The organism is Janthinobacterium sp. P210006, assembly GCF_036231885.1.
Classification (GTDB): Bacteria; Pseudomonadota; Gammaproteobacteria; order Burkholderiales; family Burkholderiaceae_D; genus Janthinobacterium; species Janthinobacterium violaceinigrum.
On the sequence record NZ_JAZARD010000003.1, the window covers coordinates 1,078,735 to 1,096,839 of the forward strand.

21 protein-coding genes are annotated in these 18,105 nt (G+C 61.8%); 13 read left to right on the forward strand and 8 right to left on the reverse strand.

What is annotated here, in order from left to right; translation table 11 throughout:
• The first annotated feature begins 4 nt into the window (after window positions 1-4).
• The 4 genes from VPH41_RS18820 (at window position 5) to VPH41_RS18835 (ending at window position 4,449) form a co-directional block, all read left to right on the forward strand.
• Window positions 5-925 carry a bestrophin family protein gene (locus VPH41_RS18820; RefSeq protein WP_328571101.1) on the forward strand — a complete coding sequence of 307 codons (921 nt, stop codon included), beginning with the start codon at window positions 5-7 and terminating at the stop codon, window positions 923-925.
• A 15-nt stretch (window positions 926-940) separates the two neighbouring features.
• A complete protein-coding gene (gene fdhD, locus VPH41_RS18825) occupies window positions 941-1,786 on the forward strand; it encodes a formate dehydrogenase accessory sulfurtransferase FdhD (RefSeq protein WP_328571102.1) in 846 nt (281 codons plus the stop codon).
• A gap of 142 nt (window positions 1,787-1,928) precedes the next feature.
• Complete coding sequence (locus VPH41_RS18830; RefSeq protein ID WP_328571103.1) at window positions 1,929-3,422, forward strand: metal-dependent hydrolase family protein; 1,494 nt, start codon at window positions 1,929-1,931, stop codon at window positions 3,420-3,422.
• A gap of 46 nt (window positions 3,423-3,468) precedes the next feature.
• Window positions 3,469-4,449, forward strand: a complete 981-nt coding sequence (locus VPH41_RS18835; RefSeq protein WP_328571104.1) for a ribonuclease Z — start codon at window positions 3,469-3,471, stop codon at window positions 4,447-4,449.
• On the opposite strand, the gene VPH41_RS18840 is transcribed toward VPH41_RS18835, so the two are convergent.
• Window positions 4,436-5,092: a tetratricopeptide repeat protein gene (locus VPH41_RS18840; RefSeq protein WP_328571105.1), complete on the reverse strand. Its 657-nt coding sequence runs from the start codon at window positions 5,090-5,092 to the stop codon at window positions 4,436-4,438. The genes VPH41_RS18835 and VPH41_RS18840 overlap by 14 nt on opposite strands.
• A gap of 164 nt (window positions 5,093-5,256) precedes the next feature.
• Between VPH41_RS18840 and VPH41_RS18845 the strand changes: the two genes are divergently transcribed.
• Together VPH41_RS18845 and VPH41_RS18850 are read left to right on the forward strand one after the other, a co-directional pair.
• Window positions 5,257-5,916, forward strand: coding sequence for an XAC2610-related protein (locus VPH41_RS18845; protein WP_328571106.1), 660 nt, complete (start codon window positions 5,257-5,259; stop codon window positions 5,914-5,916).
• Window positions 5,917-5,967: 51 nt separating this feature from the next.
• Window positions 5,968-6,438 carry a GNAT family N-acetyltransferase gene (locus VPH41_RS18850; protein ID WP_328571107.1) on the forward strand — a complete coding sequence of 157 codons (471 nt, stop codon included), beginning with the start codon at window positions 5,968-5,970 and terminating at the stop codon, window positions 6,436-6,438.
• A 3-nt stretch (window positions 6,439-6,441) separates the two neighbouring features.
• Here the strand turns inward: VPH41_RS18850 and VPH41_RS18855 are convergent, their stop codons facing one another.
• The gene (locus VPH41_RS18855) at window positions 6,442-7,050 is read right to left on the reverse strand and encodes a TetR/AcrR family transcriptional regulator (protein ID WP_328571108.1); all 609 of its coding nucleotides are present in this window, start codon (window positions 7,048-7,050) and stop codon (window positions 6,442-6,444) included.
• A 154-nt stretch (window positions 7,051-7,204) separates the two neighbouring features.
• Here VPH41_RS18855 and VPH41_RS18860 point away from each other — a divergent pair, with 154 nt between their 5' ends.
• The gene (locus VPH41_RS18860) at window positions 7,205-8,440 is read left to right on the forward strand and encodes an MFS transporter (RefSeq protein WP_442906289.1); all 1,236 of its coding nucleotides are present in this window, start codon (window positions 7,205-7,207) and stop codon (window positions 8,438-8,440) included.
• A 177-nt stretch (window positions 8,441-8,617) separates the two neighbouring features.
• Here the strand turns inward: VPH41_RS18860 and VPH41_RS18865 are convergent, their stop codons facing one another.
• The 3 genes from VPH41_RS18865 to VPH41_RS18875 form a co-directional block, all read right to left on the reverse strand.
• Complete coding sequence (locus VPH41_RS18865) at window positions 8,618-8,815, reverse strand: DUF3079 domain-containing protein (RefSeq protein ID WP_152281756.1); 198 nt, start codon at window positions 8,813-8,815, stop codon at window positions 8,618-8,620.
• A 96-nt stretch (window positions 8,816-8,911) separates the two neighbouring features.
• Window positions 8,912-9,382 carry a hypothetical protein gene (locus VPH41_RS18870; RefSeq protein WP_328571109.1) on the reverse strand — a complete coding sequence of 157 codons (471 nt, stop codon included), beginning with the start codon at window positions 9,380-9,382 and terminating at the stop codon, window positions 8,912-8,914.
• A gap of 148 nt (window positions 9,383-9,530) precedes the next feature.
• The gene (locus VPH41_RS18875; RefSeq protein WP_328571110.1) at window positions 9,531-9,938 is read right to left on the reverse strand and encodes a GNAT family N-acetyltransferase; all 408 of its coding nucleotides are present in this window, start codon (window positions 9,936-9,938) and stop codon (window positions 9,531-9,533) included.
• A 354-nt stretch (window positions 9,939-10,292) separates the two neighbouring features.
• Between VPH41_RS18875 and VPH41_RS18880 the strand changes: the two genes are divergently transcribed.
• The 3 genes from VPH41_RS18880 to VPH41_RS18890 all read left to right on the forward strand — a co-directional run bounded on the left by VPH41_RS18880 (window position 10,293) and on the right by VPH41_RS18890 (window position 12,034).
• Entirely contained in the window at window positions 10,293-11,039 is a 747-nt protein-coding gene (locus tag VPH41_RS18880; RefSeq protein WP_328571111.1) for a hypothetical protein, read from the forward strand.
• A 95-nt stretch (window positions 11,040-11,134) separates the two neighbouring features.
• A complete protein-coding gene (locus tag VPH41_RS18885; RefSeq protein WP_328571112.1) occupies window positions 11,135-11,506 on the forward strand; it encodes a hypothetical protein in 372 nt (123 codons plus the stop codon).
• A gap of 150 nt (window positions 11,507-11,656) precedes the next feature.
• Window positions 11,657-12,034, forward strand: coding sequence for a cytochrome c (locus tag VPH41_RS18890; RefSeq protein ID WP_328571248.1), 378 nt, complete (start codon window positions 11,657-11,659; stop codon window positions 12,032-12,034).
• Window positions 12,035-12,145: 111 nt separating this feature from the next.
• On the opposite strand, the gene VPH41_RS18895 is transcribed toward VPH41_RS18890, so the two are convergent.
• Together VPH41_RS18895 and VPH41_RS18900 are read right to left on the reverse strand one after the other, a co-directional pair.
• On the reverse strand, window positions 12,146-12,541 hold the full coding sequence (locus VPH41_RS18895) for a GFA family protein (RefSeq protein WP_328571113.1): 396 nt from the start codon (window positions 12,539-12,541) through the stop codon (window positions 12,146-12,148).
• Between the two features lie 226 nt (window positions 12,542-12,767).
• A complete protein-coding gene (locus VPH41_RS18900) occupies window positions 12,768-13,013 on the reverse strand; it encodes a hypothetical protein (protein ID WP_152256356.1) in 246 nt (81 codons plus the stop codon).
• A 274-nt stretch (window positions 13,014-13,287) separates the two neighbouring features.
• Here VPH41_RS18900 and VPH41_RS18905 point away from each other — a divergent pair, with 274 nt between their 5' ends.
• Complete coding sequence (locus tag VPH41_RS18905) at window positions 13,288-14,688, forward strand: aminotransferase-like domain-containing protein (protein ID WP_328571114.1); 1,401 nt, start codon at window positions 13,288-13,290, stop codon at window positions 14,686-14,688.
• 148 nt (window positions 14,689-14,836) lie between these two features.
• On the opposite strand, the gene VPH41_RS18910 is transcribed toward VPH41_RS18905, so the two are convergent.
• Complete coding sequence (locus VPH41_RS18910; protein WP_328571115.1) at window positions 14,837-15,703, reverse strand: AraC family transcriptional regulator; 867 nt, start codon at window positions 15,701-15,703, stop codon at window positions 14,837-14,839.
• 89 nt (window positions 15,704-15,792) lie between these two features.
• On the opposite strand from VPH41_RS18910, the gene VPH41_RS18915 reads away from it, so the two are divergent.
• Window positions 15,793-17,223, forward strand: coding sequence for a cytochrome P450 (locus VPH41_RS18915; RefSeq protein ID WP_328571116.1), 1,431 nt, complete (start codon window positions 15,793-15,795; stop codon window positions 17,221-17,223).
• Window positions 17,224-17,400: 177 nt separating this feature from the next.
• Window positions 17,401-18,012, forward strand: coding sequence for a hypothetical protein (locus tag VPH41_RS18920; RefSeq protein WP_328571117.1), 612 nt, complete (start codon window positions 17,401-17,403; stop codon window positions 18,010-18,012).
• The last annotated feature ends 93 nt before the right edge of the window (window positions 18,013-18,105 follow it).

Genomic DNA, 18,105 nt, shown 5'->3' on the forward strand with positions numbered 1-18,105 from the left:
ACATATGATCATTCGGCCTACCACCAACTGGTTCCGCATGCTGTTCGTCTGGCACGGCTCGGTGCTGCAAGCCATCATCCCGCAATTGCTGCTGATGCTGGTCGTCAGTTCCCTGGCCTTGCTGACGGACGGCCGTATCTTCGGCGTCAAGATTCCGCTCGATACGGCGCCGTTTCCCATGGTCGGCATCAGCCTGGCGATCTTTCTCGGCTTTCGCAACAATGCCAGCTATGCGCGCTTTGCCGAGGCGCGGCATATCTGGGGGCAATTGCTGATCGCCGCGCGGGCGCTGGCCTCGCAGGCGATCACCTACCTGCCCCAGGAAACAAGCGGACTGGACCAGCAGTTGCTGCTGCGCCGCCTGATCGCCTTTGTCTACGCGCTCAAGCACCAGCTGCGCCAGACGGACCCGCAGCAAGACCTGGCGCGCTACCTGCCCGCCGCCGAAGTACAGCAACTGCAGGGCATGACCTTCAAGCCCGTCGCCGTGCTGCACACGGTGCGCGCCATGCTGCACGACGCCGCGCTGCGCCAGGGCGGCCAGACGCAGCTGCTGTGGATGCTCGACACGCAGCTCAACGACCTGGCCGCCACCGTGGCCGGCTGCGAGCGCATCAAGAACACGCCGATCCCGTATCCGTACGGCGTGCTCGTGCACCGCACCGTGTACATGTACTGCTTCCTTCTGCCGCTGGGCCTGGTAGATGCCATCGGCGTGGCCACGCCCCTCATTTCCGTCTTTGTTGCCTACACCCTGTTTGCGCTGGAAGCCATCGCGCAGCAGATCGCCGAACCGTTCGGCCTGGCGCCCAACTGCCTGGCCCTCAATGCCATGACGCGGGAAACGGAACGCTCGCTGCTGGAATTGCATGGCGAGCCGCTGCCGCCCTCGATCCAGCCCTGCCCGCGCTATCAGATCGATTAACCGGAGGAAAAAATCATGGAATGCGACATCACCACCATCGAACGCGACGGCTACCTGGACGTTCCCATCGTGCGCCACCAGGGAAGCGAAGCCACGGCCGGCCGCGACATGGTGGCCGAGGAGTATCCCGTGGCCCTCGTCTACAACGGCATCGCCCACGCGGTGATGATGGCCACGCCGCGCGACCTCGAGGAATTCGCCGTCGGTTTTACCTTGACCGAAGGCATCGTCGGCAGCGTGCGCGACATCTACGACCTCGACGTGTGCTGCGGCGAGGATGGCGCGGAAGTACGGCTGACCATCGCCCAGCCCGATTTGCTGCGCCTCAAGGGCCGCCGCCGCACCCTGGCCGGCCGCACGGGCTGCGGCGTGTGCGGCATCGAAAGCCTGGCCCTGCTGGACCTGGTGCCGGAAAAGATCACGCGGCCCCTGCCGCCGCTGGTCGCCAGCAGCGCCATCATCGGCCGCGCCGCGCGCGAGCTGCTGCCCTACCAGGAGCTGATGCACAAGACGGGCGGCGTGCATGCGGCCGCCTGGTGCACGGCCGAGGGCGCCATCGTCAAAGTGTTCGAGGATGTGGGCCGGCATAACGGCCTCGACAAGCTGATCGGCTACCTGGCCCTGCACCGCATCGCCATGCATGACGGCTTCGTCTTCCTGTCCAGCCGCGCCAGCTATGAACTGGTGCGCAAGTCGGCGCGCATGCATATCGGGCTCGTCGCCACGATCTCGGCGCCCACCTCGCTGGCCATCCGCATCGCGCGCCAGGCCGGCATGCAGCTGGCCAGCTTTTGCCGCCGCGACGGCTTTGTCGAATACACGGCGGGAGACGGGGAAAACAACGGCCAGCATGCACCCTGAACGGCCGATGCTACATTCTTTGCCGTAAAGCAAGTGCACGCTTGACTTGGCGCCGCGGCAGGCTTTCAATGGCCATTGTTTCCACTTATTAACATTGCCCCCGTGTCAGCGCACGGCGCGGCAGCGATGAAAGGATGGCGCGATGGCCCTGACACAGGAACAGCATCTGGCGGACACCTGGCAGACGGGCGGCTTGAAGCCGCGCGCCTGCGACTGCGGCGGCACCGTCTTCACCATCCTGCACCAGCGCGTGATGGCGGACATGCGGCGCCGGCAATTCCTGGGCGGCGCGGCCGCCATGCTGGCGCCCTTCATCGGCTTGTCCACCAGCAGCGCCATCGCCCAGCAGCCGCAAGGGCAGCAACGGCCGCTGCTGCTGACCAATCTGCGCCTGTTCGACGGCACGGGCAAGGCGCCCCGCGCCGGCATCCATGTGCTGGTGACGGGTCCGACGATCACCGCCCTGCTGCCGGCCGGCGAAAAGGTGGACGGCGCGCAAGTGATCGATTGCCAGGGCAAGCTGGTGATGCCGGGCCTGATCGACGCCCACTGGCACACCATGCTGGCCGCCATCAACCAGGTGACGGCCATGACCTCCGACATCGGCTATCTGTACCTGGTGGCGGCACAGGAAGCGCAGCGCACCCTGCTGCGGGGCTTTACGTCCGTGCGCGATCCGGGCGGCCCCGCGTTTGCCTTGCAGCGCGCCATCGATGAAGGCATCGTCGACGGCCCCCGCATCTTCCCGTCCGGCGCCATGATTTCGCAAACCTCGGGCCATGGCGACTTCCGTTTGCGTTCGGACATTCCCCGTGCGGCAAATGCGCCGCTGGGCATGGCGGAAACGGCGGGCATGGCCATGATCGCCGATGGCGAGGCGGAAGTGCTGCGCCGCGTGCGCGAGCAGCTGATGCTGGGCGCGACGCAAATCAAGATGATGGCGGGCGGCGGTGTGGCATCCATGTACGACCCGCTCGACAGCACACAGTACTCGGAACGCGAACTGCGCGCCGGCGTGGAAGCGGCCGCCGACTGGGGCACGTATGTGATGACCCATGTGTACACGCCGAAAGGCATACAGCGGGCCATCCGCGCGGGCGTGCGCAGCATCGAGCATGGCCAGCTGGCGGATGACGAATCCGCGCGCATGATGCGCGACACGGGCACGTGGTGGAGCCTGCAGCCGTTCCTGCAAGACGCGGATGCGAATGTATATCCTGATGCGGCGCGCAAGGCCAGCCAGAGAATCGTCTCCGAAGGCACGGTGAAAGCGTATGCGCTGGCGCAAAAGTACGGCATCAGGACGGGCTGGGGCACGGACATCCTGTTCAACGCGAAAAACACGCCCACGCAAGGCCGCCAGCTGGCCAAGCTCACGCGCTTTTACGACCCTTTGATTCTGCTGGCGCAGGCGACGGGACAAAATGGCGAACTGCTGGCCCTGTCCGGCCAGCGCGCGCCCTACCCGGGCACCTTGGGCAAGCTGACGCCGGGCGCACTGGCCGACTTGCTGGTGGCCGATGGCGACCCCGTGAAAAACCTCGATTTCCTCGCCCGGCCGGAAGAAAACCTGCTGCTGATCATGAAGAACGGCCGCATCTACAAAGATAAATTAAGCGTACCGCTGGCCGGTTGAAGACTGGCGCGTTGGCAACAACCGTGGCTTGCCGCATAATGCGCGCATGTTCAAACTGACTTTTCTCGGCACGTCTTCCGGCGTGCCCACGCGCTACCGCAACGTCACGTCGCTGGCCCTGCAAACGACGCACAACCGCGACTGGTGGATGATCGATTGCGGCGAAGCCACGCAGCACCGGCTGCAGCGCCTGCCCCTGTCCGTGCACGACCTGGTGGGCATCTGCATCACCCACGTGCATGGCGACCACAGCTATGGGCTGCCGGGCCTGCTGGCCAGCGCCTCCATGACGGGGCGCAAGAAGCCCCTGCTGCTGATCGCCCCGGCCGCCATCAAGGCGTGGATCGACGCCACCCTGCTGCACACGGAACTGTTTTTGACGTATCCGCTGATCCACATCGACGTGGATAGCGCGCCGGTGGTGCACGAGGAAGCGGGCTTGAGCGTCTCGCGTCACGCGCTGTCGCACCGCGCACCGAGCGTCGCGTATCGTTTTACGCTGGAAACAAGCCGGTGGAAGCTGGACAAGGCAGCCCTGCAGGCAGCGGGCGTGCCGCCCGGTCCCGCCTGGGGCACCTTGCAGGCGGGCCAGGATGCGCTGCTCGACGATGGCAGCGTCTTGAGCGCCGCCGCGTTCCGCCAGACGGAAACGCAGCGCGCCACGGTGGTGATCGGCGGTGACAACGACACGCCCGCCTTGCTGGCCGACGCTTGCGCGGACGCGCAGCTGCTCGTGCACGAAGCCACGTACACGGAAGCCATGCTGCAAAAGGTGGGACCCGGTCCCACGCACAGCTCCGTGCAGCGCGTGGCGCAGTTTGCCGCAGCGGTGCGCTTGCCGAACCTGATCCTCACCCACTTCAGCGCCCGCTATCACAATGCGGACGGCATGGCCGAGCTGGAAGGGGAAGCGCGGCTGCATTACTCGGGCGAACTGTTCCTCGCGCGCGATTTCGACAGCTATGAACTCGATGCGGCGGGCGTGCTGACCAAACTGCCCGCGAAATCCTCGCTCAGTGGGGATTGACGCCGTACTGCGCCGCATACTCGGCGGCCAGCGCGCGCGCTGCCTGCTGCTGTGACGGCGTGAGGATTTCCAGCAACTGGTCGCGGTTCTTGACCGATTGCGCGCTGCCCGCCTCGGCCGGCATGGCGATCCACGCGTACGCCTGCACGTAATCGAGTTCCACGCCCTGCCCTTGCGCGTACAGCAAGCCGTACTCGTTCTGCGCCGACAGGGAACCGGCCTCGGCCGCCTGTTTGTACCAGAACGCCGCCTCGGCATAGTCTTGCGGTACATCAATCCCCTTGCGGTAAGCCTGGGCCAGGTTGAATTGCGACTGGCCGTCGCCCGCCTCGGCCGCCTGGCGCCCGTAGGCCAGCGACTGCGCCATGTCTTGCACGACGCCATCGCCGCTCGCATACATCAGGGCCAGATTGGCCAGCGACGGCGGAAAGCCCGCCTGCGCGGCAGCCGTGAATAATTCCACGGCTTTCGGCAAGTCCTGCGCCACGCCATGGCCCTGGTAATACAGGCTGGCCAATAAATGCTGGCCGGCGGGATCGCCCGTGCGGGCGGCCGCGTCGAATTGCTGGTATGCCTCGGCGTAATTGCCGTCGTTATAAGCGAGAATGCCCGCTTCATTAAAGGATGCGCTGGAAACCGTCATGAAGATTCCTTGTTCGGGGATTTTTTCGCATTGTACACAGCCCTGTTACGCGCGAATGCACGATAGGAAATGGTGTGGCGCATAGCCCAAATCATGCGTTATGATCATTCTCCGCCCGGTGCAATCCGCGCATTGTTCCCCCGTGCCAGCCCAAGAATATGTCCATGAAACTGATTGCTCTGCTTTTATCCCTGATTTCCACTTCGGCTTATTGCGGCACCTTGCACCTGGATAAAGCCGCGACAGGCAAAGTGCGGCAGGCGGCCGATATCCGCTATGCGAATCACGATGAAAAACAGACGTACCGGCTGAAAATCAGCAGCCAGTGGATCAAGGGCAGTTGCAGCAGCAGCGGCACGGGCAATTTGCACGCCCTGCTGCTGGACATGAATTTCGACGGCCATGCCGACCTGTGGGTAACCGGCTATACGGATAGCCAGGGACGCATACGCTGTTCCGATGTGTGGTTATGGGATGCGCCAGCGAAAAAATACAGTTTCAATCAACCATTATCGGCAATTCCGAATCTGGACATCGACATCACCGATCAAAGAATCGAAGGGGGCATCCCCAATTGCGGCTGCGCGGCGCAATGCTTTTATGAAGACAGCTATGCGTGGCGGGCCAATACATTAATCGCCATCGCCCGGCGCGCACAGGATTGCGAGCGTTACCGGGAATACGGATTGAATGACAAGAACGAATTGATTATCGTCAAGGATGAAATCATCGATAGCGGCAATCCCGGCCAGCAGGCAATCGAAAATACCAAAGTCTTTGACTGGCAGCGCCATGCGCAAACCATGCGCAAATCCTGGGAATGAGGTTTATCCAGCCCCATATCCGCCACAGACACGACACCAGCGAGTAAAGACATGACGACACATCCAGCCTCCATCACCTTCCATGCCGCCAATGCGGACGATACGGCCGCCTTCATCGACTTGCGCGGCAAGACGCGGCAAAACGCCGTGTCCGCGGAACGCCTGGCGGAAGTGGGCATCACGGCCGAATCCTGGGCCGACATGATGCGCTCGGGCAACCTGCCTGGCCACGTCTGCCATCACGACGGCCAGCTGGTGGGCTACTGCTTTGGCGCGCGCGACACGGGCGAAATCGTCGTCCTGGCCCTGCTGCCGGAATTCGAAGGCCGGGGCATCGGCAAGACCATGCTGGAACGGGTCATGACGGAATTGCGCGCGCAAGGCCACCAGCGGCTGTTCCTCGGCTGTTCCGACGACCCCGCTTCGCGCTCGTACGGCTTTTACCGCTACCTGGGCTGGACCTCGACGGGAGAGAGGGACAAGTATGGCGACGACGTGCTGGAGTTTCGCTTTACGGCCTAGCGCCTAGCCCGGCACGCGGCTGGCATCCCACACGCGCAGAATCTGCGTAATGGCGCCGTCCAGTACGGCGTAGCCCACGCCATCGCGCGCCTGGATCGACACGCCCGACAGAAAGCTGTCGAAGACGGCCGCCAGCGCCGCCGCATCGGTCGCGGCGGGCAATTCGCCGCCGGCCATGCCCCGCTCCACGCAGCGCACGAAGCCGGCGCGCGTGCGCGCGCGCGAAGCCGTGAGGGGCGCGGCCACGGACGCATGCTCGGCCGTCGGCGCGCTCATGCAGCCGAGCGCCACCATGCAACCGGGCGGATGGCCCGCATCGGACTGCATGCCGGCCGACTGCCGCAAGGCCAGCTCGATAGCTGCGCGCGGCGCCAGGCCATCATCCCACAGGCATTCCGTCACGCGCGCATACGTGTCCAGATAGCATTGCGCCGCCTCGCGGAACAGCGCTTCCTTCGAACCGAACGCCGCATAAAAGCTGGGCGCGGAAATGCCGCCGCCCAGGCTCGCCTTGAGCTGGCTCAAGGACGTCGATTCATACCCTTGCTGCCAGAATAAAAACATGGCCTGCTCGACCGCAGCCTGCCGGTCGAACGTACGCGGCCGTCCCATTTGCGCCATCCATTCCTCCATTTCATCCACTTACATACTACTCGATACAGAAGTCATTGACAACGCGGTGCGCGCTCGCCTATATTTATACCGATCGATACATATGTACCGCCACGACGGTCGGGGCACTCCTGCGCCCGATCATTTGACAAGGATGTTTGCCGTGAATCACGCCACTATCACTACCGGAACCAGCGCTGCGCTGGCCGACCGCCTCCCCGTCGCCGGCTTGCTGGCCCTGGCCATGACGGGTTTTATCTGCATCGTCACGGAAACCTTGCCCGCCGGCTTGCTGCCGCAGATCAGCGCGGGCCTGGACATCAGCGCCGCGCTGGCAGGGCAAATGGTCACGGCCTATGCGCTGGGCTCCCTGCTGGCCGCCATTCCGCTCACCATCGCCACGCGCGGCTGGCGCCGCCGCAACGTGCTGCTGCTGACCATCATCGGCTTTCTCGTGTTCAATACCGTCACGGCACTGTCGTCCCATTACTGGCTGACCCTGGCGGCCCGCTTCTTTGCGGGCATGGCGGCCGGGCTGGCGTGGAGCTTGCTGGCCGGCTATGCGCGGCGCATGGTGGCGCCCCACCAGCAAGGCCGCGCCCTGGCGCTGGCCATGGTGGGCGCTCCCGTCGCCCTGTCCCTGGGCGTGCCGCTGGGTACCCTGCTCGGCTCCCTGGTGGGCTGGCGCGCCGCGTTCTGGATCATTTCCGCCCTGACATTGATCCTGATCGCCTGGGTGCTGGCCAAGGTGCCGGACTACCCGGGCCAGTCCGTCCATGAGCGCCTGCCCCTGCGCCGCGTATTCACGACGCCGGGCGTGCGCCCCGTGCTGGCCGTCGTCATTGCCTGGATGCTGGCACACAATATTCTCTACACCTACATCGCCCCGTTTGTCGCCCCTGCCGGCTTGACGGGCAGAATCGACCTGGTCTTGCTTGTCTTCGGCGCGGCCGCCATGGCCGGCATCTGGATCACGGGCAAGCTGGTCGAGCGCCACCTGCGCGCCACCGTGCTGGCCAGCCTGGCCGTGTTTGCCGCGACGGCCCTCGTGCTGGGTGTCGCGTCGCACTTGCCTGCCGTCATCTACGTGGGCATGGCCATCTGGGGTCTGAGCTTTGGCGGCGCGGCAACGCTCTTGCAGACGGCGCTGGCCGATACGGCCGGCAGCGGCGCCGACGTGGCCTTGTCGATGAATGTGGTGGCGTGGAACGGGGCCATCGCGGCGGCAGGCGTAGTGGGCGGCGCCCTGCTGGAAGCCTGGAGCGCGGACGCCTTCCCCTGGGCCATGGCGAGCTTGCTGGTGCTGGCGTTTGCCATTGCCTGGTCGGCCCGCAAACATGGCTTCCGCCCGGGACGGCGCAGCGGCGGCGCGCCCGTGGCCGGGCATTGACATGGCCGTCGCTTAATTGGCCGCGGGGATGGGCAGGATGCGGGGCACGTGCCCCGTGTGTGCGAGGAAACGTACCATGGCCCCATGCGACAGCGCCACGGTGGCCGTGTTGCTGCGATACGGTGATTGCAGCGGGTGATTGTAGCGGCTCGCTGAACCGTCCGGCGGCAGTCGCCGTCAAGGCTGGCTTTCATCCTCTTGCTTGTCGGCCGCCGCCAGCCCCCAGTCATTCCAGCCCTCGCCAAACAGCTCGATCGGATGCTGCGTGCGCTCGGAACCATTACCGCAACGCATGGCGTCCGGCGGACAATACTTGTCGCAGCCCCAGCAGATGCGCTCGGGATTCCTGGGGTTCAAGGGAAACGGTTTGGCCATGGGCTTGGGCGATGGAGCCGGTTGAAGTCTCTCCAACGACTGTAGACCTGGCGCGGGAAGCGGTCAAACGAATTTCGGTGGAGAACTTGTCCGGGATCAATTCTGTGCAGATGGCTGGTGTGGCGGCAAAACGCAGTACGCTTCCAGGACGATGCGCGCCACGTCGACACTGCCGTCGGCGGCCGGCTGCGCCTTCAGTTCGTCCAGCGCATATACCATCGTCACCATGGCGCCAGGCAAGAACAACTTGATATCCTGCTTGCGGTGCGCGTAGATGCCCTCATCGACGGTCGAGCCATCGGCCAGGCGCAGGGTGACGCTGTTGACTTGATCGCCGCGGCGGCTGTCCTGGCCCGCGAAATATATGCGTTCTATGATGCCCGTCAACGTTTGCGTCTGGATGCGTCCCGCTGTGATGCTTTCCCACCAGGCATCGGAGGCGAACAGGCCGTGGCGGCCTTTCAAGCCCAAGTGGGGCCTGGCGCTGTCGAGGGTGAGGGCTTGGGTCTTGGCAATGCGGCCGGGGTCCTGTGCCAGGGCTTCGGCGAGGGTGTAGACGGGTTTCATAAGGCGCAGGAATTCCTGGTCAGCATGGCTGATGCGGTGAGGATGGCGGGCTTGACGCGAGCGCGTCCGCGCTCAAGGGTAAGATCGCATGCAGGGGCGAGCGGCATGTGCCCGCCTTCTCGCGCCCTCTTGCATCGACGCATCCCCCTCAATGTTTGCGACGCACGACGTAGGCGTTGCCCGCCGGCTCAAAACCCAGCGTCGGATAATAGGACATGGCATCGGGAGCGGAAAGCAGTATCAGGGACACTTCGTCGCCGATGACTGCCTGGGTGCGCCTGACCAGCTCTTTGCCGATACCCAGGCCCTGATATTGCTTGTCGACGGCCAGGTCCGAGAGATAACAGCAATATGCATGGTCGGTCAGCGAGCGGGCCAGCCCCACAAGCTGGCCATCCACCCATGCCGACAGCAAGAGGCAAGGTGCGGCAAACATGCGCGCGATTCTCGGAAGATTGGCGGTCGGCCGCTTGATGCCGGATTGATCGAAGACACGGACAACATCGAGCGGATCCAGAGGAAAGTTATGACGGTATTCGACAGTGGTGTTTTTCATGGGTTCACGGGTGTAAGGAAACCGCGCATAGCGCGTTCAGTGCTTGATCCGGGCTGGGCGGCTTGCCGGCCCGGGAAAAAACCTCTTGTATGCCAGAGTATAACCAGCGATCATCCAGGCCTGTGGACGATACGACAGAAGCGGGCGGAGGCAGCGGGATCTGTCGATGCCTGGCGTGACGGCACCAGCAGCGCGCACAAGAAACCATGATGCCGCCGGGTGGCTGCCGCCCCCATCGCCGGCATGTCCGGACGCTGATTCAAGCGCCTCCGACCTGTTAAAATATATGCAAATTTCAATCAGTAAACCATGAATAACCCGGATTTTTTCAGCTACAAGGAATGTGCTTAAGCAATGAAAGCCATTATATTCTGCACCAGTTTCATAAAAGATGAGCCGTCATGGGAAAGCCGGTATCAACGGTGGCTCGACTACTACGAAAACATTCCAATCGATGCCGTCAAAAAAATAATGATTGACGATGCTTCGCCATTTCTTCCGCCTGCTGAAATCATCAAGACGGTTTCCAATAAAGATGCGCTGGCTTCCAATGGCGACAAAAACCTCATCATTCGCTTCGATAACAATCTGGGACGGCAAAGCGGGGCTGATTACCCCGGCTGGTGGCGGAGCTTTCTCCATTCCATCAATGTGGCAAATGAATTAGGCGTCGACAAGATCATCCACATCGAGTCGGATGCCTATATCATGTCGCCGCGCCTGGTAAATTTCATCAATGAAATAGAATCAGGCTGGAACGTCTTATGGTCTCCGCGCTATCGTTTTCCCGAGACGGCCATTCAAGTCATCTGCCGGGATCAATTCGACATCTTCGAGAAATTCAAGGACGACAACCCTAGCCTGGCATTCCCCGATATCGCGGAAAACCTGCTTCCTTTCACTGCCGTACACAAGCAGTTCAAAGGCGACCGCTACAGCGATTTCACGAAAAACAGATGGATATTTCGTTCGCGAAAATTCAATAAAATCCCCATCTTCAAGTGGAAATTTTTCTGGGAAACGATACCGCCGGATGCGGACTTTGTCACGCAAGGCATCAGCAGTCAACAATTCACATATCGACGGGGTGAAAAAGTCTGACTGCATCGCGCTGAAAAAACTCGCCAGCGCGCAATGCCTGGCGATGCTCCCCTATTCCTGTCCAATATCGAACAGAGCCGGCAAGGCTTGTCAATATGTTGCTACCATCACCATTGAATAAACGCGTGTGCGCCACCCTGATTGCCTCTCTTGTTGCGGGCATCTCGCCGGCACGCGCGTCCACGCTGGACGAGGATCGGACACGCGGCGACATACAAGGCTTGTTTGAGATAAGGGATGCTGCCGTCAAGTTCATTGCAGCGGAAAATCTAAAAAATGGCACAAAGTGGCAAGCCATGGAACCGAACCGGAAGATTCTGGTCAGCACATGCGCGGCGCCTTTGCGTGTCACATGGGTTCCGAAGAGCTACGGCCTGTCTGGACCCAATGTTGCCGTGAGTTGTGCCAGGACCGTAACGCCCACGACACAAAAGAAATGGGAAGTGTTCGTGCCGGTCAGCCGATAAGGAGGTCATCACGCATAACTGGCCGCGTGGAGAATCAGGCGCCTGCGATGCGGCGGCACCAGAATTTCCCGATTAAAATCACCGGCTTCGTGCAAGCGGACAAGGACAGATATAATCATGGATTCATATCTGGCTCAGACAACACGCAACATGAAAATATTACTCATCGCTTCGCTGGGAATTCTGTCACTGCTTCAAACATCATCGTCCTTTGCCGAAAATATCAATGGAAAAAATCTCTATATGCAGAGATGTGCCATGTGCCACGGCGTGGATATCAAGGGAACAGGGCCATTGGCAAACAAAAGCAATCCGCCCACACCTGACCTGACAACATCCGCCTTCAAAAAGCGCCTCAGGGATTATCCGGGCGTCATTGTTTCATCGGTAATCTTTCGTCCGAATGGAGACTTGATTCCAAAAACCCTGAAAGAGAATGGCGTCAAGGTGGCGCCGTACGCCTGGCGTGTCAAGGATTTTCGCGATTTAAATGAGTACATGAGTGATGTGATTGCAAAGAATCGATGATACCGGGATGAGGGGTCGCTACGAAAATCCATCCTGAGAAAAAACGAGCATCGCAATTCCTCGAAAACTCAGGAGTATAATAAAAAAAGCCAGTCAACTGACTGGCTTTTTTTATGATGCCGGACTTTCTTGATACTGTTTTGCATTATCACAGATCTCATACCATGCAGGCTTGGAGCCGACATACACATGAAATTGCATTCTTGCCTCAGGGTCATCATCCAGGCAATTCACCGAAATTGGAAATGAATCACTCTCTGAGCCAATCTCTCCCAAAGACGTCCCGCAGTGCTTGCAAAAGGTTCTTGCATATGTAAACGGTGGCTCTGGCGCATATCGCTGAATAAATTCCCGCCCCTCCAGCAAGGTAAATGAGCTTTTATCAACGAAGGCCAGGGCACTTGCTCCGGCCTTCCGGCAACGAGAACAGTGACACATGCCCATCATGGCTGGGGGCGATGCCAATTCAAACTTTACCGAGCCGCAGCAGCAACTGCCTTTGATCATGAGGTGTCCTGTTTGAAAGTTGATACTGTATTTTTACACAGTACTTTCAGACAGGCAAGGCATACGTACAGGCACTTTCAGACCCCAGGACAGAAAGCACCGTGCGGGCGCCGGAGTCGGGTCCAGCATGGATACATTCACAGATGCGACGAACTGATGCGGCATCCCCTTCAAGGATGAAACACAGGTCACGGGCCTGGAAAATTCGCCAGGCTTCGCACTTCGCTCATGAGAAGGCCAACTCCAGGCCGAGCATCCTGACAAAGATGAAGGTAACGAGACCCAGGCTCAGCAGCAATAGTCCGAAGATGGCAATCACCTTGCCGCTCGCACGCAGCACCGCGCGATTCTGCTTCGCCTTGTCCTTATCCTTCTTGCCTTGATCGTAATGCCACTTGATGGCAAAGAACATGCCCGTGGCGAGCACGAGAGCCTTGAACGTAACGAAGACTATAGGGGTCCAATCTATCATTTTGAATATTTCCAGGCTATTACTTGACACTATCTGTGGTGAGGAACACTTCCTCAAAACGCTGCTTCAGCAGCAACTGCTCCAACCCATCCCCCAGGCACCCTGTTTGACTCTTTCATTATAGCCAGCCATGACATCACAGTGGCATCGGGCGCAGTGAGGCGCCGAATGCGCATGAGAGCAGAGAAAACGTCTGCAACTGCCATACAAGCATGGTGTTGCTCTACGTTATGATGCATACTACATGAAAACAATCTCCATACATTGAGACAAAATGTCCCAGTTGAAAACCATACAAGATGAAGATTTAACCAACTGGCTGCCGCGCCTGGCCCCGAACAAAGGGCCGCGTTTCCTGCAGATTGCCGATGCGCTGCAGGCGGCGGTGGCAATCGGTTCCTTGAGCCCGGGTGACCGTCTGCCCCCGCAGCGCCAGCTGGCAGCCCAGCTGGGCGTCGACCTGACGACGGTCACGCGCGCATACGACGAAGCCAGGCGCCGCAACTTGCTCGAGGGTCGCGGCGCTCGGGGCACCTATGTCGCGGCGCCGAAAGTCGAATTGACGGCGATCCTCGACCTGAGCATGAATACCCCGCCGCCGCCCGATGGCGTGGACTTTGACGACATGTTGAGACAAGGTCTGTCGCAAGTATTGATGAGGGCAGATAATGAATTGCTAATGACTTACCACCTGGGCGGGGGAAGCGACTCCGACCGCAAGGCTGGCAGCAAGTGGTTGGCACCGATGTTCGGGCATCTGGATTCCCGACAGCTTGTTGTCTGCCCCGGTGCGCAAGCGGCGATCGCCGCATTGATCCTGGCGCTGACGGAGCCAGGCGACGCGATCCTGGCAGAGCCAAGCAGTTATCCCGGCTTGCGGGCCGCAGCGGCCCAATTCGGCCGGCACGTCATTGCCGTGGAAGCAGACGAGCACGGGATGGTGCCCGAGATGCTGGAGCAAGCGTGCCGCCAGCACAAGCCTGGGCTGATCTACCTCAATCCGACATTGCAGAACCCGACCGCCATTACCATTCCCGAGCGCCGGCGCGAGGAACTCGCCGGCATCGCGCAGCGCTGCAATGTACGCATCGTCGAGGACGATCCCTACTGGCTCCTGGCCGATGCCCCGCCACCGCCTGTTGCCACGTTTGCCCCGGAACACGTGTACTACATATCCACCCTGTCGAAATGCCTGACGCCCGGCTTGCGTGTCGCCTTCGTGCTGATACGCGACCCGCAGGAACGCGAACGCTTCCTGGTCGCGCTCAGGTCATTTGCGCTGATGGTCGCGCCGCTGACGGCCGCCCTGGCCACGCAGTGGATACTCGACGGTTCGGCCGACGGCCTGTTGCAAGGCGTACGCAAGGAGGCGCGCCTGCGCCACCGGATGGCCCGCGATATCCTGGCGGGGCGCTACAGCGGCTCTGGCGACGGCCTGCACGTATGGCTCGAGTTGCCGGCGTACTGGAACTCCTCGCAGCTGGCGCGGGCAGCCGACAGCTCCGGCATCGCGGTCACGCCGGCGGAGGCATTTGCAACTGGCAGCGTATCCGTGAATGCCATCCGGATCTCCCTGGGCAGCATCAAGGACCGCGGACGCTTGCAGGCGGGGCTTCAACGGCTGTCGCATCTGCTTGCAAGGCGGCCCGAGTCGTTCAGCGCGGCCGTGGTTTGACTGTCCACGCGCGCGGGTCAGTTCCCACATTCAGACACGGACTGATGCGCTGGATGCGGTAAAAGCCGAGGCAGTCGACAAGCTAATCGGGATCACGAACGCGCGCCCGCGGCGCGCGCAGCTGCCGCGCGACGACAGCGATCCCTGGTCAAACCCATATGCGGTACAACCAATAGCTCTCATCCGTCTGCGCGAGCGTAATCAGCTCGCGCGGGCTGGCGCCCACCAATTCGCGCGCATCGCGCGACAGATGCGCCTGATCCGCATAGCCTGAACGGGCCGCCACGTCGGACAGCGACGTTTTCCCCTGCTGCTGCTCGCGCGTCGCAGCCACCAGCGATTCCTCGGCCCGCGCCAGGCGGCGCAGCATACGCAAGGGATGCCCTGTCCACGTCCGCACGCGGCGCTCCACCATTCGTGCGCTGCGTCCCGCGCCTGCCGTTGCGGCCCGCAGGGCGAGCGCCTGCAGCCAGTCATGGATCGGCGCCCATAGTGCGCCCTCGGAGCCCCGCTCCTGGCGCCATCGCGGCTCCAGCCAGTCTTCCAGCACGGCGATACGGGCCTCATCGTCCGCCGCCGCCAGCAAGGGCGCCGACAGCGCCCGCCATTCGTCACCGAGCGCAGCGCCAAGTTCGGCCATATTGTTGATCTGAGCGGACATGTCCATCCCGGTCAGCCGATGCAGCGCGTCGGCAAAGAACAGCACCGTAATCGTGTGTACGGGGCCGGGATTGGCAGTGATGCACGGCTGCGTGCGCGGACCGGAAAAGACGGCGTCGCCGGGGCCCGCCTCCTCGCCGGTGGCCGGTTCCACCAGTGTGGCATTTCCCTCGATCATCCATGTAATGGCGCAGAACGGTGTCGCGGGAAAGCGGTTAAGACGCTGCTCCGGTGGCAACGGGGCAGAGCACATGGTGCTGCGTACCAGCCAGGCACGTACACAGGAAGCCAGTGCCACGCGCGGGGCAACGAGGCGTGCGACAGTCGGCGGGCAGATGGAATCAGGTGGCGTCATGCAAGCATTGTAGCGTGTCGCAAACGTTCAAGACCTGCTTGCCTGAGCAAACGATACTGCCTTCATCACCTGCCAACCGAGGGAGTCTCATGAACACAGCCGCCATGCCCGTCTCGCGCGAGATCGCCGACTTGCCCGCCCCGCCTGCGCTGCCGTTTCTCGGCAATGCGCACCAGCTCAACCCCCGCACTATCCACCGGACCATGGAAAAATGGAGCGGGCGCTACGGCCCGATATTCCGGGCCAGCATAGGCAGCCGGCAAGTGGTGGTGCTGTCGGACAGCACGGCGATCACCCAGGTACTGCGTGCGCGGCCCGACACCTTCCGCCGCCCCGCCGTGACGACCGACATCTCGGCCGAACTGGGCGGCGCACCCGGTCTGCTGCTGGCCGAGGGCGACGAATGGCTGACGCAGCGCCGCATGGTGATGCACAGCTTTTCGCCAGCAATGGTCAGGGCGTATTTCGTGCGTCTGCGTCAGGTGGGCCTGCGACTGGCGCAGCGCTGGAACGCCGCAGCGCAAGCGCAGCAGGAAATTGATCTTTCTGGTGACCTCAAACGCTACACGGTCGATGTGATTGCCGGTCTCGCCTTTGGTGAAGACGTCAATACGCTGCTCAACGGCGACGACAAGCTGCAGGAAGACGTGAGCGAGGTGATGGCCGGAGTGGCCCGCCGCTCGCTGATGCCGTTCCCTTACTGGCGCTGGCTGCGGCTTCCCGCGGACCGGCGCCTGGAACGCCGCGTACGCGCACTGCATGCGGCGACGGATGGTTTTATCGACCAGGCACGCCAGGCGCTTGCGGCCGATCCTGCGCTGCGCGCCCAGCCTGTCAACATGCTGCAAGCCATGCTGCTGGCAGCCGATAAACCGGATAGCGGCGTCAATCAAGCTGTCATTTCTGGCAACGTCTCCACCATGCTGCTGGGCGGCCAGGAGACGACTGCCAGCGCGCTGGCATGGCTGATATGGCTGCTCTGGCAGAATCGAACCGCACTGGAACGTGCGCAACAGGAAGTACTGAGCAAGATATCCGATACCAATACGATGACACCGGAACAGGTCGACGGGCTCGACTATGTAGAAGCATGTGCGCTTGAAGCCATGCGCCTGAAGCCACCCGCGCCATTCCTGCCGCTGCAGGCGCTGTGCGAGACCACGGTATTGAATGTGCGCCTGCCGGCGGACACCCTGCTGTGGTGCGTATTGCGGCACGACAGCGTGGCCGAGGCGTTCATTCCCGAAGCGCAGCGTTTCACACCGGAGCGTTGGCTGGTTAACGATGGCGCTGCACGCCAGTTGTCCCTGCCGTTTGGCGCCGGGCCAAGAATGTGCCCAGGGCGCTACCTGGCACTGATGGAAATCAAGGTAGCGATGGCAACGCTGCTGGCCAGCTTCGATGTCACGCAAGTCCGGCCATTGACTGGCGCCGCCCCCAGTGAAGTGATGGGTTTCACGATGACGCCCACGCCGCTGGCGATCACCCTGCGCCAGCGGGGATCGACGGCAATGGACTGATCGCGCCTGGACAGGAATCTTCATATGGGGCGGTATCTCCAGCGCGTTGGTAGGCGGCGCCAACGCTCCGAGGCCATGGGGCACGTGACGGCAGGCAAGCACGGCAGGTTCTGCTGCCCTCGGGATCGTGGAGCGCCAGCGCAACACAGTAAAAACCCAACTCGCTCATGAATCCATATGTCAATTCGTAAAGCTCACCGCCTGTCGGCCTGTGTCCTGGCGGCCTATCTATTGCTGCATCTTGGTAATCATCTGGTAGCCGTTGCCGGCGCCCACGCGCACATCGCCTTCATGGAGGCGATCCGGCCACTCTATCGGCATGCCGTAGTCGAGCCGGTGCTGCTGGCGTGCGTGCTGTTTCAATGTGGCAGCGGAACATGGATGGTGCGGCAAAAATGGAAAAAACGCTCCGGACTGGTAGCGTGGCTGCAGGCCGGCTCGGGAATCTACCTGGCCCTGTTCCTGCTTTTTCATGTCGGCGCAGTCCTGTTCGGCCGCGCCGCGCTCAAGCTCGACACCAATTTCTACTATGCCGCTGCCGGTTTTGTGCGGATGCCATATGCATTGTTCTTTGCGCCGTATTATTTCCTCTCGGTGTGTGCCCTGTTCACGCACCTGGGCTGTGCCATATATTGGCAAGTCCAAGCGCGCTCCCTGACGGTGCGCAGGCTGGCCCTTGGCATCCCGGCGGGAGTCGGCCTGCTGGCCGCCCTGCTGATCGACCTGGCTTTCGCGGGCATGCTCCACCCGCTCGACATTCCCGCGCCATACCTGACCATTTACCAGTAAGCCGGGCCTGATGGCACCGGGCTGGAGCACGCACGGAAGAGGCATAGCGCGTCCCTCGCCATCGCCGCATCCGCACGAAAAACCACTCGGCTG

Coding starts and splice junctions, on each gene's coding strand:
- VPH41_RS18820 (WP_328571101.1), top strand. CDS start 5: ATGATCATTCGGCCTACCACCAACTGGTTCCGCATGCTGTTCGTCTGG.
- fdhD (WP_328571102.1), top strand. CDS start 941: ATGGAATGCGACATCACCACCATCGAACGCGACGGCTACCTGGACGTT.
- VPH41_RS18830 (WP_328571103.1), top strand. CDS start 1,929: ATGGCCCTGACACAGGAACAGCATCTGGCGGACACCTGGCAGACGGGC.
- VPH41_RS18835 (WP_328571104.1), top strand. CDS start 3,469: ATGTTCAAACTGACTTTTCTCGGCACGTCTTCCGGCGTGCCCACGCGC.
- VPH41_RS18840 (WP_328571105.1), bottom strand. CDS start 5,092: ATGACGGTTTCCAGCGCATCCTTTAATGAAGCGGGCATTCTCGCTTAT.
- VPH41_RS18845 (WP_328571106.1), top strand. CDS start 5,257: ATGAAACTGATTGCTCTGCTTTTATCCCTGATTTCCACTTCGGCTTAT.
- VPH41_RS18850 (WP_328571107.1), top strand. CDS start 5,968: ATGACGACACATCCAGCCTCCATCACCTTCCATGCCGCCAATGCGGAC.
- VPH41_RS18855 (WP_328571108.1), bottom strand. CDS start 7,050: ATGGGACGGCCGCGTACGTTCGACCGGCAGGCTGCGGTCGAGCAGGCC.
- VPH41_RS18860 (WP_442906289.1), top strand. CDS start 7,205: ATGTTTGCCGTGAATCACGCCACTATCACTACCGGAACCAGCGCTGCG.
- VPH41_RS18865 (WP_152281756.1), bottom strand. CDS start 8,815: ATGGCCAAACCGTTTCCCTTGAACCCCAGGAATCCCGAGCGCATCTGC.
- VPH41_RS18870 (WP_328571109.1), bottom strand. CDS start 9,382: ATGAAACCCGTCTACACCCTCGCCGAAGCCCTGGCACAGGACCCCGGC.
- VPH41_RS18875 (WP_328571110.1), bottom strand. CDS start 9,938: ATGAAAAACACCACTGTCGAATACCGTCATAACTTTCCTCTGGATCCG.
- VPH41_RS18880 (WP_328571111.1), top strand. CDS start 10,293: ATGAAAGCCATTATATTCTGCACCAGTTTCATAAAAGATGAGCCGTCA.
- VPH41_RS18885 (WP_328571112.1), top strand. CDS start 11,135: ATGTTGCTACCATCACCATTGAATAAACGCGTGTGCGCCACCCTGATT.
- VPH41_RS18890 (WP_328571248.1), top strand. CDS start 11,657: ATGAAAATATTACTCATCGCTTCGCTGGGAATTCTGTCACTGCTTCAA.
- VPH41_RS18895 (WP_328571113.1), bottom strand. CDS start 12,541: ATGATCAAAGGCAGTTGCTGCTGCGGCTCGGTAAAGTTTGAATTGGCA.
- VPH41_RS18900 (WP_152256356.1), bottom strand. CDS start 13,013: ATGATAGATTGGACCCCTATAGTCTTCGTTACGTTCAAGGCTCTCGTG.
- VPH41_RS18905 (WP_328571114.1), top strand. CDS start 13,288: ATGTCCCAGTTGAAAACCATACAAGATGAAGATTTAACCAACTGGCTG.
- VPH41_RS18910 (WP_328571115.1), bottom strand. CDS start 15,703: ATGACGCCACCTGATTCCATCTGCCCGCCGACTGTCGCACGCCTCGTT.
- VPH41_RS18915 (WP_328571116.1), top strand. CDS start 15,793: ATGAACACAGCCGCCATGCCCGTCTCGCGCGAGATCGCCGACTTGCCC.
- VPH41_RS18920 (WP_328571117.1), top strand. CDS start 17,401: ATGTCAATTCGTAAAGCTCACCGCCTGTCGGCCTGTGTCCTGGCGGCC.